Raw genomic sequence first — 13844 nt, 5'->3', positions numbered from 1 at the left:
TCTTCGAGACGATCTCGATAAGGGGAGGAGGACGTCGAGGCTCCCCCAAGCCAGGCTCACGCCAGAAATGACCTCAAGCTTCCGCATCCTGGCCGTCAGCACCGCCACGAGGCGGTTGGTGCAGTTCGCAGGAGGGTTCAGGAGCACGTTCGGTTCAGGAACGGGCAGAGTCGCAAACCCCAGATGGGAAGTTTTAGCGCCGATGTATGGATCGGCCGATGCTCTCTGAGCCGGGAAGACCGCTTCCCATTGGAAAGCTGGTCGGAGTGGCAGGATTTGAACCTGCGACCCCCACGTCCCGAACGTGGGCGCGGACCGCAGGCGCTCCCTCTGTACAGAGCGCTTCCGTAGGGGACCAGCCCCCGTTTCGTTCACCGCCGTTCGCCCCGAAACGCGCCCGTTCACGATCAATGTTTGGTCGATGTTTGGTCGGGACGCGCTTTGTTCGCATCCCCGGCGTGTCCCGTTCCAGGCCACGCCGGGTCCCTTGCGCCACGCGGGTCTGGGTGGGAGAATTCGGCATTGGTCGTGGGCATACCCCCGGCCGGGGAGGAGACGAGCTCGCCCCGGTGCCACCCCCTGAAAAGGGCTATGGCCGACCAGACACGTCCGCACCCGGTCGAAAGCCGGGGTTGGCGGAAATCACGTGGGCGGGTGGGATCGGGTGCACCCGGGACCACCCGCTGCCTGTGCGATCCGCTTAACCGTCCGGAAACGCGGGCGGTCCACACCGGACCGATGCGCCCAAGCGACAAACCCGAGAGCCTCCTCAGCGGGCTCAACAACCACCTCGCCGAGGCGCTGGAGATGCAAGGCATCCCCGAGGCCCGGAGGGTTCTGCTCCTGCAGATGCGGAAGTGGACCAGCACCGTCGTGGTGCCGTTCCCCGGAGCGCACAAGCCTCGGGCCGCCCTGGAGGCGGAGATCCGGGCGATCCAGGCGTTCGCGGACGTGGACCGCCGCATCGGGCAGGTCGATCCTGCCCGGCTCATGGAGCCCTACCCGGGCAGTGGCCTGTACCGCACCGGCAGCGTCAGCGCGCCGAGCGAGACGTCCGGGAGCCCGGACGCCTCAGTCTGATCAGGCCGCGGCCTGCCTGTCGTCGCCGTGCACCATCGACATGGCGGACGCCTCGGCGAAGGACGTGCACCGCACGTACGTCGTCCGGACGCCAATCGTCCGGCCCGTGTCCCGGGCCTGAGCGAGCAACGCCACCCCGTTCACGACGGCGACGCCGACCTGGAACTTGGCCTGCGAATCCGGCCAGACCGCGTACGTCATGTCCGCGTCCGCGAAGGCAGACTTCAGCCACTTCGTCGGATCGGCCTTGGCCGCCATGGCCTGGTCCATGCTGGCGTTGGCGCGGTCGACGTAATCCTTGGTCTCCGCGGCGGTGAGCTTGTCGTCGATCCTGAGCATGGTTGTGCCTCCCTGTTGGTGATGGGAGCAGGATGCCGGGCGGGGATTACCGAGAGGCGAACGGCCAAGCTCGACCTGCCGGCGTGGTCACCGACGGATTAGCGGGACCGCTCGAATGCGACGGGACGGGCCAGGCCCTCCCCCGGCGCGCTCCGTTCGGCCTCTCGAATTGGGGGGTCATACGCCAGCCGGGGCTATTCCCCTCAACCCCTGTCGGGGTCCTCCACTCCGTTCCGGCGCTGGCGCGTGCGGGTCGCCCTCGGCCGTCTCCAGGCCCTCCCATCGAGGCCGCATCGGGCGGCCAGCGGGAGAGCACCATGGCCCAGGACATCCACCAGATCGTCACAGACAAGATCGTCGCGACCATGGAAGCCGGCGAGGCCGGACAGTGGACCTGCCCCTGGCACCGCACCGGCGGAGGCCTCCCCCGCAACGCCCTGACCGGCCGTCCGTACAGAGGCATCAACACCCTCAGCCTCTGGGTCGGCGCGCAGGCCGCCGGGTACTCTGACGACCGCTGGGCCACCTACAAGCAGTGGGGCGAGCTCGGGGCCCAGGTCCGCAAGGGCGAGCGCAGCACCATCATCGTCTTCTTCAAGGAGCTCGGCGAGGACGAGGACGGCAAGCGCCGGTTCGTGGCCCGGGCCAGCTACGGCTTCAACGCCGCGCAGGTGGAGGGCGCGCCCGAGGCCGGAGAGCCCTTCCCGGCGAGCGAGTGGAACCTGCCCGAGGTGTTCGACGGGTTCGTCGAGCACACCGGCGCACGGGTGATCCATGGCGGGGACGCTGCCTTCTACCAGCCCAGCAAGGACCGGATCGTCATGCCGCCCCGGGACCGGTTCCCGACCGCCCAGGGCTACGCCTCGACGATGTGCCACGAGCTCACGCACTGGTCCGGGGCCAAGGGCCGCCTCGACCGGGACCTGACCGGACGGTTCAAGAGCCAGGCCTACGCCGCCGAGGAGCTCGTGGCCGAACTCGGGAGCGCCTTCCTCTGCGCCGAGCTCGGGCTGGAGGCCGAGCCGCACCCGACGCACGCGAGCTACATCGCCTCCTGGATCAAGCTTCTCCGGAGCGACCCCAAGGCCATCTTCACCGCGGCGAGCGCGGCCTCCCGGGCAGCCGGTTACCTCACCAGCCTCCAGGCCCAGATGGCGGAGGCGGCCTGAGGGGCCGTCCCCCGAAATCCGCGGGGCGCCCGATTCGCGCCCCGCGAGGACCTGCTACCGATCAGACAGGAGCCCGCCATGCGCATCGCCCTCATCCTCATCCTGCTAGCCAGCCCGGCCGCGGCCGCGCCCGAGCACCCTGTCCGGCACACGACCGCCGAATATCTGGCGGCCTACGGGATGGCCCGGGACTACGCCCGGGCGCACTCGCCGCTGGCACCGCAGCCCACGTGCCGGCGAGCCATCGGGCGGCGCGCCTCGATGATCGTGGAACAGCGGTGCCGGGACGTCGCCGCGGGGACGCGGACGAACTGCACGACGACGGACTGGTGCGTGGCCATGCTCGACAACCTGGCGAGGCACTGCGCGTTCTGGCGGGGCGACGTCCTGTGTGTCTACGACGAGGACGGCGGGGCGATCAGGAACCCGGCGCCTAAAAGTCCCTGATCGGGGACTTTGCGTTCAGGCGCAGCCTCATCGCGTCGGCCCTCCGGGCGACGCCCTCGATGTCCGACATCATCGACATGATGGCCGCCCGGCCCCGGGCATCCTCCGCCAGATCGAGGGCGGCTGCCAGATTCCGACGGGCAGCCCGGATCTGCGACGCGGCCTTGCCCAAGGCCGCGGCCTGCGCCGAGGCATCCTCGCCGCGACGTCTCATGGTGGGTTCAGCCGGTCGCGCAGGTGAAAGCAGTGGCCCCCTGAGGGCGTCGCGACCCGGCGCCGCTTCGGACCCGAAGCGTGCCGGACGCTTTTCGTGGGCACCCGCAGCAGGGGTGTCTGGTCCACCTTCGCGCCGGTGCGGATCGCTTCGAGGCGGGCCAGCATCCTCAGCTTGTTCGCGGCCCGGATGGCTTCGAGGGTCTTCCTTCCCGTCATCGAGCGAGCTCCCTCAGAACCGTGTGCAGTCCGGGCCGCCGAGGCCCCAGCCGCGCCAGCGGTCGATGATGGGCTCGGCCTCGTCGTAGAGATCGTGGCTATCGCTCCACTCCTCGATGGCGCCGGGGACTTGCAGCGCGGCCAGAACCCGCTTGCCGCGTTCGGTTAGCCAGGCCCCTCCGACGGACCCGCCGTGCTCGGTAAGGGCGGCGTGGTCGAGCATGTAACGGAGGACGTAGGCGCGGCCCTGGTCCTCCCCCCAGACCGCACCCTGCAGGGCTTGCTTCTCCCAAGCCGGGTGCGCCTCCAGCGCTCGGCGCAGCCAATCGGCAGCGGCCGCTGGAATGCCGCAACCGCACCAGCCAAGGTGATGGGAGACGTCCTCGATGACGATGGCGGCTTCGCGCTTATCCATGGAACGACCCCACCGCCGGAAGATCGGCGTCCCCGGTTGGCGCGACCGGCTCGTACCGTCGGCAGACATTGAACTCCGTCTCGCCGACCTGGGCCCAGCCCGACGCCGGCGCCTTGACGCAAACGACGGTGAACCCGTCCGGCGCGTGGCCGGGCGAGCCGTTGTGATCCACGACACGGTGGATGTCCGTCCCGTCTCGGGTCACTAGGTCGCCGACCTGATAGAAGCGGTTGCCGTGCTGATCCGTCTCGCCCAAGGCGACGTTGGCCTCGAACTGTTCCAGGCGAGCGATCAGGCGCGCCTCGAACTCGGCGATGGTCGTCCGCCCGAGGACGACCGCGAGGAGGAGTTTGTCGAGGACACGCTGGTGCTCAGCGACGTGGTGCCGGGCCAGCATGTCCAGCCGGGCCTGCCAGGCCTCCGCCTTCATGACGCCGTCCCCGCCCTGAGGGCGATGTACCAAATGCGGCCCGGATCGTCCGTTGCGGCAAGTACGACCCCATCCCGGTCCTTCGCCTCCCACGGCAGGCCGTCCCGGTACATTGCCATCCTCACTGCGCGGGCCGTGATGGCGCCGACGTCATCGGCAGACCTCCACGGAACTTGGTAGCGGTCCCCATTGACGATGAGAGGAACGGTGCGCTCGGCCTCGGCGTCGATCTCGCCCGGCAGAGCGATGCGTCTCACGAGCTTCACTTGGTGCTCGTCGAAACATTCGACGCGGCCGGTCAGATAGATGTCACGGTGCCCGTCCCGCACGTAGACCTCGGCGAGGCGGAGCCCGTCCTCACCCTTCGCCTCGTCGCCCGTACGAACCCAGTAGAACTCCCGCTTGCCCATGCGAATCCGTCCTCCTCTTGAAAGAGGAGATCGTCCCGCTCGGCCACGCGAGCCACCAGGGCCCCGTGCCGTTGCGTGCATGGAAAATCGAGGATTTCGCGATCCCCGACAGGGCGTTGGCCGCGCCCCGCGAGGATGTCAGCACCTGTGCGCACGACGTCGTGCGCACGCTCCGGGAGACCCAAGCTTGGCTGTGTCAATCTGACTCATCTCGGGGCGTCGATTTCGTGGCTCGGGTCCAGGCGAGGCGGGGGGCCGAGTGCTTCAATTCCCAATGGCGGCGCAACGAACCTCGCTCGCCATGGAGGCCGACACCGTGTTCGAGAACCTGATCCTCGCCATCCTCGCGTTCCTCGGCTTCGCGCCGGCGACGTCCCAGCCCGCCCGCGTCGGCCCCGGCCCGACCGGGCGCCGTCATGCGATCCACCCGGCTCCCGCCGTTGCCAGCGCGCCGTCGACCGGCCCCGGTCCCGGCGGGCGCCGGCATGCCATCCACCGCGTTGCGCAGCCCGTTGTGCATGCCGTTGCGCAGCCCAAGCCGGCCGCGGCGCTGCGCAACAAGCTTTCCCTGCGCGAGGCGCAGGAGCGCGCATACGCCCTCGGCCTCAGGACGACGGAAACCGTCCGCATGATCCCGGCCGGTTTGGCGGTCCGGCACTTCCAGGCGCAGGCCGGGTGCGCCCCCTCACAGGACGGCCTGGGACGGGTGACGCGCCGGGAGGCCGAGATGTCGCTCGGGAGAGATCTCGTCGCTTACGTCGATCTCTGCCTCTCCGCCGGGCAGACGCTCCTCAGCATCAGCCCGGACACCGAGAAGGAGGGCGACGCCCTCTACAGACTCCACCTGAAGAGGTCGATGGAGGACGATGTCGAGCTCTGGGAAGCGGCGGCGCGGGCGCGGGATCGCCAGCGCGCCGACGCCCAGGCGGCCGGCCTCCCCCAGCCGGAGGCATTCCGCATCCCCGATGCCGTCGAGGTCATCATCGCTCAGCGGGCGGCGGCCGCCGCGGCCGCCCTCAAGCGCCGCGCCGAGAGTGCCGGGGGCTCCACCGGGAAGGGTGGCGCGGCCGTGGTTCGCCTCCCTACGGCCGAGGCCCCGAATACCGACGTCCCGACCGTCCCCGCTGGCCCGAAGTGAGGAGTTGCGCCATGACGAACAACGGCGTTGCGCACACCGCGTTGTGCACTCAAACGGAAACAGACGTTAAGCCAGCCATGGGTGCACAACGCACCCAAGAGCCCGCCCCGGCGGTCTCTGCTGACCAGGGGCTTCGCCCCGTGGACCCCCTGAAAAAGCCTCCGGCGAAGAGACCGGTCCCCACCGTACGGACGGCCCTCGGCCAGGTTTTGGGCATCCGATTGACGCCCGATCTGCGCGCCCGCGTCGCCGAGGCGGCCACGGCGTCGGGGGCGTCCGACAGCGCCTGGCTCCGGCAAGTCGCCCTGGAGGCGCTGGGCGTCGAGAGCCCCGTGGATGCCGCATCGGGCCGACGAGTACGGGTCGCCCCCGAGGACCAGATCGCCCTGGCGACGTGTGTTCGTGATCTCGGCGAGGCGACGCTTTCCGCCCAGGCGGGGCGGACCGCCGAAGCCGTCGCCGCCATGGAACGGGCGAGGCAGACGATCATCCCCGTCATCCTCGGTTTCGAGAGGCGGCCGTCATGAGTGCGCGGGTCCGCATCATGGCGGCATCGACGGACACGACCCGCCTCCTCGTCATGGAGGCTCACGGCTCCGACGCTGCGACGACCGCCCTCTTCACGGCCGCCCTGGCATTCATGTCGGGGCGACCCGGCGACCAGGGGCCGTCCATCGTGGCTCCGCCGTCGCCGACGATCACGCCGCCCAAAAAGGCCCGCAGGAGGCGCACGTGATCTCCGGCGCCATGCGCGGCAAGGGTCTCGGAGACGCCCTAGCCCGGCACCTGACCAAGCCCGAAAACGACGAGGTCATCGTGCTCGCCCCGCGGGGGCTGGGGTCCCCCGATCTCATTCGACAGGTGCGCGAGCTCGTGGCGTTGAGCCTCGGCGGCGGGACGGATCAGCCGGTTTATCACGTCCATTGTGATCCGGACCCGAGCATCGAGGACAACGCCGGCGCCCGGGCTCGCTGGTGGCTGTTGTTCGAGCGGGAGTTCCGCCTCGCCGGGCAGCCCTACTGCGGGGCCGAGCACGAAAAGCACGGACGCCGCCACGAGCACCGCGTCTACGGCCTCGTCCGCCGAGACGGGGGCGTCGTCGACCTCGCCTGGGACTACGCCAGGCGGGAGAAGGTCAGCCGAATCGTCGAGCACGAATTCGGCCTCGCACCGGTGCCGTCCAAGCATGCCCGCGCCATCGCCCGGGCCCTGCGCGAGGAGGGGCGCGCCGACGTCGCCGACTGGCTGGAGGCGGCGGGATGCCTCGATGCCGAAAGGCCGGTAGCACCCCTCAGCCCCGAGGAACGCCTCGTCCAGGAACGGACGGGGGTGTCCCTCGCCTCCGTCCGGGCGGCCGCCATGGAGGCATGGCACGCCTCCGACGACGGCGAGGCCCTCCGGGACGCCCTCCGGGAAAGGGGCCTCCTGCTACACGCCGGGCGGTCCGGGCCCGTCGTCTACGACGAGAGCGGGGCGGCGCATTTGCTCACCCGGCTGATCGGAGCGGCCAGTAAGGCCGCCGACGGCCAGCGCATCCCGGCGGCCGCCGTCCGGGCGCGCCTCGAAGGACTACCCCTCACCCAAGCTGGAGACGACAATGGACGCGATCATGGACAGGTTGTCGGCGCAGGAGCGACTGCTGCAGGCGATCCTGACGGCGCTGGCGCCGGCGGAGGAGGAGGCCGGGCCGGGGCTGTCGGACCTGATCGAGGCCCTGCAGTCCCTGACGGCGGCGGTCGAGATGCAGGGCGAGGAGATCCGCGCCCTGCGCTCCGCCGTCTCCGCGGCCTATCCGTCATCGACGCCAGGGCGCTCACGCGCCGCCTGAAGGGGCTCGACGCGGCCCGGCTGGCCGAGCTCGACAGGGAGCGCGCCCGCCTCGGGAACGGCCTCGCCCGCGCGGACATGTGGGGCGTCGGCCGCCTCTGAGGACGAAGCCTCCGCCTCGTCCTCGGGCTCGAACTCGTACTCGGGCTCGGACCCGTAATGCGGCTCCGGCCCGACGAGCGGGACGGCCAGTCCGATGCTCAGGGCGCTGTCCAACAGGGCAAGGTGATCCTCGCCCTCGTCGCGCATCAGTCTCACGTGCTCCATCGAGGGCGAGGACTCCCCGGACCTCCAGCGCCGCACTTGACGTTCGCTGACGCCCAACACGACTGCGGCGCCCGTCCACCAACTCAGCCCAAAAACGTATTTAGCGATGAGGGCGATCTCCGAGAGGTAGGCCATCCGCGGCGCGACGCGGTGCACCCATGTTCGCGTCCGCGTTCCCGGACTCGCCGGGATCTCGGACTCAGGCATGCCGTCAGGGTCCGGGATCGAGGCGCGGAGCGCCTGCAGGCCAGTCGGCCGGACGTCGACCTCCACGACCGTAGGCGCCGCCCACGCCGGGGCGGCCAGAGCGGCCGGGACCTCGGGCGGCGAGGTGACCTGCGGGGGCAGCGCAGCGAGGTGTTCCAGGATGGTCGTCTGCACGGGGGCGACGTACGGCTCCAAGGGGATGACCCGGGGCACCGGCGGGAGAGGCCTGGGGGGTTTCATTCACATCATGCTCGGCGAGGGGGCGTCGTCCGGCTCCGGCTCCGGGACCGGATCGGGCTCGGGCGAGGCGACTAGGCGCGAGGCAAGGCGCGCTTTGAGGGAATGGGCCTCGATGCTGAGGCGCTTCCCCTCATCGAGGATCGACGCGACGCGATCCTGCACGACCCTGAGCATGGCGTTTTCGATCCACTCCGGAAACGGACGTGCGGCGGACAGGTAGTGGCTTATCTGGGGGCCACCGACGCGGCGGCCGGTGACGCGCGACAGGTCCGCTGCCAGAGGGGCGATCCAGCGCGGCCCGTGTATGAGCTCGCCGATGCGAGTGACGAGCTCGCGGCGATACTCGTGATCCCTAGTGGCGGCGGTCATCGGCCTCTCCCTTCCGGTTCGCGAGGCCGGCCTGAAGGCGGGCGCGGCGCAGCTGCACGAGGGCGATCTCCCGGATCAGATCCGCGCCGTGCTCGTCGGCGCGGGTCTCGGCGAGGCGCGACCAGAGGTCGTCCTCCGGAAGGGGCTGCCGGGGCGGGGGCTGGTCTGGGCGGCGGCGGTAGACGAAGGGCACGGTCGGGTTCCTGATGATGGCGGGTGGGATGCCGGCCCCCGTCGAGCCGTCCTGGACCGGGCGGCTGGAGGGAGGCCGGGGCGCGGGGCCCCGGAGGTCCGATCAGGCTTCGGAGGCGAGGTCCGATGCGGCCGTGACAAGGCGGGCCTTTACGAGGGCGAGCACCTCCGCTTCGAGCGCCGCGTCGCAAGTAAGCCTTTCACTCCAGTCCGCGTTCTCGCCGTAGATGCTCACGGCCTGCTTGGGGTCCCAGTCGTAGTCTGATCCGTTCTGGACCACGTTCTCCTCAATGCCCTCCATCACCTGATCGGCGATGGCCTCGGCGTCCTGTGTCCGCAGGACGGCATTGAGACGGTCCCACTCGGCTGGTGTTCCCTCGCCCTCGGGGATGGCGTCGATGACGTATGGGGGTACGTGCGCCCCCGAGGCGATGCATCCGGCGAGACCGTCGTATCCGCGCGATGTCAGGTGCCTGAGTTCCATGTCGGTCTCCTTCATGCCCGGAGGGATCGGGCTGGTGGTGCGGCCCTCGTCGAGACGTCCCGAGGGGCGTCCGGAGGAGGGCCGGGGCGCAGGGCCCCGGCGCCTGCTAGACAGTGAGTTTCGCCGTGAACTCCTCCACGGCGGCCTGCCTCGCCACGACACGCAGCAGCGTCGCCTCGTCGATGCGGAACCCGTCGCAGGCCTGGAGGCACTCATCCAGAGTGAAGGTGCACGTCTCGATCCACTCGATCCGGATCGCCTCGGCCATCAGGACCCTGGCCTCGTGGTCGAGCTTGAGGGCGCTCTCGTGCGCGATCTGCACGTTGCGGTACGCGTCATCGGTGGGGAGGGTGCTGGACAGGTCGTCGTGGGCGTCGAGGAGCGCGTCGTTCGTCTCCTGCAGGATGCTGTAGGCGCCGATGAGCGCCCGGTTCTGCACGTTCTGAAATTTGCGGTTGATGACGACGTGGGGGAAGCGGAGGTACATGCGGCGAGCCTCGGTTGTGCGGCACTAATTTAGTGTCATGCCGGAGCGCTCTATTTGCAATAGGACGTCACCAAAATAGTGACGATGTCACGGGAAAAGGTGTGGGTCCGCCACGGCGGCCGGTTCGCGATCAGCCAGGTCCAGGTAGGATGCGCCTGTATTGTCACGCGCGCGCGAGGAGGCGGCCATGCTTGAAGGACGGGGGATGGACTTCGAGGGGATGGGGCTAGCCGCCGGCTACGCCCGGGACGTCCGCATGCTGCAGGCCCAGGCCGGCGGCGTCATCCATGAGGCCAACAGGCAGATCGCCATCGGCAACGCGGCGCTGCGGGGCCGCGTCGCCCAGGTCGATGCCCTGGTGGCAGCGTTGCGCGAGGTCTCCCCGACGCATCCGCTGCTCACGCCGACAGGGCGCTACTACCGGAACGGCGGGGCCGAGACGGGAGTCTGGCGGGCCTACGATGACGCACAGTCCGCCCGGGCCCGGCGCGAGGGCGTCCCGGAGACAGAGCTCGCCCTCACGCGGGAGGCGCATGCGGCCCGGGCGGAGGCGGAGATCCTCGCGATCCCCCTCGACGTCCGCGGATGGATCAGCTCGCGCTGGTACTGGAGAGGTGTCCAGCACCGGACACGGGCCGGCGCCGAGCGAGCCCGGGCGGCTGAGGCGGCCGCGGCCAAGGCACAGGTCCTGGCGGCATGACGCGGGCACTCATCCTCGCCATCGCGCTGGCGGCCGCCGCACCCGCATGCGCGCAAACCGGGCCGAACGCAGTGCCGCCCCCGTACATCGCGGACGATCAGTGGCCGTCGGTACGGGACCGCTGGCACTACGCGGTTCAGGCCCCCGGCGCCCCGGGGCGGACGAGGTTCGCATACGTGGATGCCGTCCCCGACGGCCGGGACGGCTGGAAGGTGACCGTGGCCTGTGGCGAGCACGTCGCGACGACGGGACGGGAGACGTCGCGTATCGTGGCGGCGGGGATCGCCGGCCGGGGGCGGATGCCGGCAATCGGCGGTGCGGCCGCATTCCCGGACGGCGCTCGGCTCTCGTTCCTGATCGGGCAGGAACCCGGGGATGCGAGCCTCGACCTGGCGTCCCAATTCACGGACTCGCGCTGCGCCTCCGGGACAGGGCAACTATCGACCGGGGACTGAGGCCCCGCCCCGGGCGGCCATGGCGGCCGCGAATGCAGCCTTGCCTTGCTCGGCGGCCCGGTGGCGGATGGCGCGGTGTCGGTCGAGGACGCCGTCAGCGAGATCCTGCTCGCCGGCCGCGGCCACGACGTCCGCCGCAGTGCGCAGGGCCAACTCCCTCGCCCAAGACATCGTCCGGGCGCTGGGCTTGCCCTCGCCGACGCGCCAGCGTGACAGCGTCCGCGGGTTCTCGCCGATGCGGTCGGCGATCTTGCCCTCCCACCTGTCGCCGTGGATGAGCAGGTGGCGGTAGTTCAACGACACGGTGACGGGTCCCTGGGTGGCAGGGAGAGCGTCACGCAGCGGAGCGTATTCGGATAGGCGACGGACCGCAGGTCATTGGCCCGATGGTCCCGGATCGAGGGAACCGTCGGGAACCAGAAACATCGAAGCCCCGCCCGACCTTTCGGTCAGACGGGGCTCCCCATCGATGTGCTGCATCTAGGACCTGTCGGCGGGCTGATTATACCCCCGAGAGCCGTTCCCGTTCAAGCGGATACGCGGGCCGGGGCTGAGGTTTCGGCAGCCAGAAGACGGACGATGAAGGCCGGCAGCGGGGGCCGGAGAGACGAGGCGAGCGGGACGGAACGGGGGCCAGGGAAGGTCGCCACGGCACCTTCGATGCGCGACCCGCTACCCACGCTCATCCCGGGATCGGATGCCGTTCTCGGGCCTCCCTGGGGATCGAGGGTCGGGAACAGGATCGAGACGGCGGCGGGACGGGCCGGAATGGCGTCGGCGGGGGTGTCCGAGGCGGTCGGTTCGCCCGAGGGGGGCAAGGCCCCCGGCACAGCCACTATAGAAGTGGTCGAACCGTGAGGAGAGGAGACGGACCCGTCCTCCGAGGTCTCGCAATCTGTTTCGACGGCGGCCTCGGTCACGGTCTCGACGGGAACCTCGGCGGCCTCGGCCATGGCCCTGCGCAGGCTGGTCTCGCCCCGGCGCCCGACGAACGCCGACACTATCTCGCGCATGGACTTGCCGGCCGCCTGCAGGGCGAGGGCCTCGCGACCGTCGGCGAGTCTGGCGGACACCGTCACGACGAGGGGCGTGGCACCGGCTTCGGCCCGACGCTCCGCCGACCGCTCCCTCTCCGACTGCACCACGCCACCTGGCAACAGCGCACCGGCCCCGGCGGCCCGCAGGTTTTCCTCGGGGACGTCAGTCAGGCCGAGCAGGGTCAGCATACGCGCCTTGGAGTATTGGTAAACGACGGGCCTCTCGACGCCGTCGTGGTCTCGGGTCTCGCCGTTCTCATGGCGCCGCAGAACCCGCTCCGTCGCGCCGAGGCTCGTCCGAAGCTCTGCCTCGGGCAGGCCAGCGGGACCGGCCAGCCTCTCCGCCCACGACGCCGCGTCCCCGCCCTCGGACTGGGCAAGAGCACAGGCCGACAGGAAGGCCCAAAGGTCTCGCCGTCCCTCGGGAGGCGTCCCGCCCCACATGACGCGTACGGCGTCGAGGGCCTTTACGATGCCGGGCCAGTATCCGCCGGAAATCCGGCGGTGCTGCTTCTCCTCGACGAACGGGATGCCGGTGGCCTCGGCCACGGCGCGGCGAGCCTGGCGATTGGCCTCGCGGATGTCGTACTCGGCCTGACGTTCGGCCTTGATGCAGGCCATCTGGTCGCGCGTGAAGGGGAGAAAGGACGACGCGAGATCCTCGAAATCGTGACGCTCGACGTCCGCCCAACTCGCAGGCCAAACGAGTCTGGCGACCTTGCCGGACTTGCCGTTGTACGATCCGGCCAGGCGCAGGACGCGGGCCGTGTCGGTCGCGGCGCGGTCGAGGCCGGTGCCACGCCAGACCGCCGCCATCGTCTCCTCGTGGGCCACGACCTCGGGGTCCTGCCGACGGGTGCCGCCGGATGTCCGGACGATCTCGGCCGCCTTGCCGCCGGCGGGACCGAGCATCCACCGCTGGACCGCCCGATGCCGTCCGGTGACCCCCTTTGCCGCCATGAGCGGCTGATGAAGCCACACGAGATGCAGGCCTCGTCCGCTGAACAAGATGTAGCTGGGAAGCGGCTTCCCGGCGGCGCGCAGGCGCTCGATCAGGATGCCTGCCATCTCCTCCGGGTCGAGCCCACGGAACTCGGCCTGGTCGTGGCAGTCGCAGTCCGCGATCAGGGACTGCAACTGGACGAGGCTGGTGCTGCCCCTGGCACCGTAGAACCTCTGCATGCTCACGTGCGTCGCCCAAAGCAGGGCGTCCGAGGTAGCGAGCTCGGAGACGGTGACGACACGCGTCTCCCACCGGTGCTCGCCGTCGGAGCCCTGGGTCGAACGCATCAACGAGACCTTGCCCTTGACGCCGGGCAGGTCGGGGTGGAGGGCGCGAGCATGGGCGGCGCGTGGGCTGGCGTTGACGCGAGCCTGGTACTCGCCGCGAATGGCGACGAGCTCGGCCTCCGGACGCAGCATCGGTGCGAACGGGTCGAGGCGAGCGGGGGCGATGGCGGGGAAGTGGAACAAGGCGACGACGGTCCATGACGGCACCGGGGCAGCACGACCCGACGCGACATGATGAGTGTCCCACCCGCCCTCGAAATCCGCCAGGGCCACCCCTTGACGGAGGCCGGGCACGGGAAGCCGCAACCGAGCATGCCGCCTGGGAGACGGGGGTTGCCGCAAACTCCACGGCTCCCGGCAGGGGCATGGAACGGCCGTTCGTCATCGCCGAGGGTGAAACCGATCCTGACGTCCGAAATCCAGTTCTCG

The 13844-nt window shown here is 70.2% G+C and carries 21 protein-coding genes and 1 tRNA gene; 9 read left to right on the top strand and 13 right to left on the bottom strand.

Translation table 11 applies throughout. From position 1 onward, the window contains the following. Positions 1–258 precede the first annotated feature (258 nt). Positions 259–333 (bottom strand) — tRNA-Pro (locus tag ASF57_RS23335). A gap of 405 nt (positions 334–738) precedes the next feature. Here ASF57_RS23335 and ASF57_RS23330 point away from each other — a divergent pair. Further along, positions 739–1080: a hypothetical protein gene (locus ASF57_RS23330; RefSeq protein WP_056488241.1), complete on the top strand. Its 342-nt coding sequence runs from the start codon at positions 739–741 to the stop codon at positions 1078–1080. Here ASF57_RS23330 and ASF57_RS23325 read toward each other — a convergent pair whose 3' ends face one another. Then, positions 1081–1419: a hypothetical protein gene (locus ASF57_RS23325; RefSeq protein ID WP_056488238.1), complete on the bottom strand. Its 339-nt coding sequence runs from the start codon at positions 1417–1419 to the stop codon at positions 1081–1083. Positions 1420–1736: 317 nt separating this feature from the next. Here ASF57_RS23325 and ASF57_RS23320 point away from each other — a divergent pair, with 317 nt between their 5' ends. Next, positions 1737–2588 (top strand): zincin-like metallopeptidase domain-containing protein, encoded by an 852-nt coding sequence (locus ASF57_RS23320; RefSeq protein WP_056488235.1) that lies wholly within the window; start codon positions 1737–1739, stop codon positions 2586–2588. A gap of 78 nt (positions 2589–2666) precedes the next feature. Further along, the gene (locus ASF57_RS23315; protein ID WP_056488232.1) at positions 2667–3035 is read left to right on the top strand and encodes a hypothetical protein; all 369 of its coding nucleotides are present in this window, start codon (positions 2667–2669) and stop codon (positions 3033–3035) included. On the opposite strand, the gene ASF57_RS23310 is transcribed toward ASF57_RS23315, so the two are convergent. The 5 genes from ASF57_RS23310 to ASF57_RS23290 are packed head-to-tail and all read right to left on the bottom strand — an operon-like array spanning position 3022 to position 4722. After that, the gene (locus tag ASF57_RS23310; RefSeq protein ID WP_056488229.1) at positions 3022–3249 is read right to left on the bottom strand and encodes a hypothetical protein; all 228 of its coding nucleotides are present in this window, start codon (positions 3247–3249) and stop codon (positions 3022–3024) included. The two genes, ASF57_RS23315 and ASF57_RS23310, sit on opposite strands and share 14 nt — an antisense overlap. Further along, positions 3246–3467, bottom strand: coding sequence for a hypothetical protein (locus tag ASF57_RS23305; RefSeq protein ID WP_056488223.1), 222 nt, complete (start codon positions 3465–3467; stop codon positions 3246–3248). Before ASF57_RS23305 ends, ASF57_RS23310 begins: the two co-directional genes overlap by 4 nt. Positions 3468–3480: 13 nt before the next feature. After that, positions 3481–3882 carry a hypothetical protein gene (locus ASF57_RS23300; RefSeq protein ID WP_056488220.1) on the bottom strand — a complete coding sequence of 134 codons (402 nt, stop codon included), beginning with the start codon at positions 3880–3882 and terminating at the stop codon, positions 3481–3483. Further along, entirely contained in the window at positions 3875–4312 is a 438-nt protein-coding gene (locus ASF57_RS23295; RefSeq protein WP_056488217.1) for a hypothetical protein, read from the bottom strand. Before ASF57_RS23295 ends, ASF57_RS23300 begins: the two co-directional genes overlap by 8 nt. Continuing rightward, positions 4309–4722, bottom strand: a complete 414-nt coding sequence (locus ASF57_RS23290; RefSeq protein ID WP_056488215.1) for a hypothetical protein — start codon at positions 4720–4722, stop codon at positions 4309–4311. Before ASF57_RS23290 ends, ASF57_RS23295 begins: the two co-directional genes overlap by 4 nt. A 274-nt stretch (positions 4723–4996) precedes the next feature. On the opposite strand from ASF57_RS23290, the gene ASF57_RS26085 reads away from it, so the two are divergent. From ASF57_RS26085 to ASF57_RS25190, 4 genes are all read left to right on the top strand, one after another. Continuing rightward, positions 4997–5860, top strand: a complete 864-nt coding sequence (locus tag ASF57_RS26085) for a hypothetical protein (RefSeq protein WP_056488211.1) — start codon at positions 4997–4999, stop codon at positions 5858–5860. A gap of 140 nt (positions 5861–6000) precedes the next feature. Continuing rightward, positions 6001–6387, top strand: a complete 387-nt coding sequence (locus ASF57_RS23280; RefSeq protein ID WP_244477085.1) for a hypothetical protein — start codon at positions 6001–6003, stop codon at positions 6385–6387. Continuing rightward, complete coding sequence (locus ASF57_RS23275) at positions 6384–6596, top strand: hypothetical protein (RefSeq protein ID WP_056488204.1); 213 nt, start codon at positions 6384–6386, stop codon at positions 6594–6596. Before ASF57_RS23280 ends, ASF57_RS23275 begins: the two co-directional genes overlap by 4 nt. Then, positions 6593–7789 (top strand): hypothetical protein, encoded by a 1197-nt coding sequence (locus tag ASF57_RS25190; protein WP_082504366.1) that lies wholly within the window; start codon positions 6593–6595, stop codon positions 7787–7789. Before ASF57_RS23275 ends, ASF57_RS25190 begins: the two co-directional genes overlap by 4 nt. A gap of 612 nt (positions 7790–8401) precedes the next feature. Here the strand turns inward: ASF57_RS25190 and ASF57_RS23255 are convergent. The 4 genes from ASF57_RS23255 to ASF57_RS23240 form a co-directional block, all read right to left on the bottom strand. Next, positions 8402–8770, bottom strand: coding sequence for a hypothetical protein (locus tag ASF57_RS23255; protein WP_056488185.1), 369 nt, complete (start codon positions 8768–8770; stop codon positions 8402–8404). Next, positions 8754–8963, bottom strand: a complete 210-nt coding sequence (locus ASF57_RS23250) for a hypothetical protein (RefSeq protein WP_056488182.1) — start codon at positions 8961–8963, stop codon at positions 8754–8756. Before ASF57_RS23250 ends, ASF57_RS23255 begins: the two co-directional genes overlap by 17 nt. Positions 8964–9065: 102 nt before the next feature. After that, positions 9066–9446: a hypothetical protein gene (locus ASF57_RS23245; protein WP_156376306.1), complete on the bottom strand. Its 381-nt coding sequence runs from the start codon at positions 9444–9446 to the stop codon at positions 9066–9068. 106 nt (positions 9447–9552) lie between these two features. Next, on the bottom strand, positions 9553–9933 hold the full coding sequence (locus ASF57_RS23240; protein ID WP_056488177.1) for a hypothetical protein: 381 nt from the start codon (positions 9931–9933) through the stop codon (positions 9553–9555). Between the two features lie 187 nt (positions 9934–10120). Here ASF57_RS23240 and ASF57_RS23235 point away from each other — a divergent pair, with 187 nt between their 5' ends. Together ASF57_RS23235 and ASF57_RS23230 are read left to right on the top strand one after the other, a co-directional pair. Next, complete coding sequence (locus ASF57_RS23235; protein WP_156376305.1) at positions 10121–10633, top strand: hypothetical protein; 513 nt, start codon at positions 10121–10123, stop codon at positions 10631–10633. After that, a complete protein-coding gene (locus tag ASF57_RS23230; protein WP_056488170.1) occupies positions 10630–11088 on the top strand; it encodes a hypothetical protein in 459 nt (152 codons plus the stop codon). The genes ASF57_RS23235 and ASF57_RS23230 overlap by 4 nt, the downstream gene beginning before the upstream one ends. Here ASF57_RS23230 and ASF57_RS23225 read toward each other — a convergent pair. Continuing rightward, positions 11071–11391 carry a hypothetical protein gene (locus ASF57_RS23225; protein ID WP_056488166.1) on the bottom strand — a complete coding sequence of 107 codons (321 nt, stop codon included), beginning with the start codon at positions 11389–11391 and terminating at the stop codon, positions 11071–11073. The two genes, ASF57_RS23230 and ASF57_RS23225, sit on opposite strands and share 18 nt — an antisense overlap. Before the next feature lie 224 nt (positions 11392–11615). After that, positions 11616–13622: a hypothetical protein gene (locus ASF57_RS23220; protein ID WP_156376304.1), complete on the bottom strand. Its 2007-nt coding sequence runs from the start codon at positions 13620–13622 to the stop codon at positions 11616–11618. Between the last annotated feature and the right edge of the window lie 222 nt (positions 13623–13844).

This window comes from Methylobacterium sp. Leaf117, from assembly GCF_001422985.1.
Lineage (GTDB): Bacteria > Pseudomonadota > Alphaproteobacteria > Rhizobiales > Beijerinckiaceae > Methylobacterium.
Note: the sequence above shows the minus strand (reverse complement) of the source record. Positions and strands in the feature narration are given on the sequence as shown.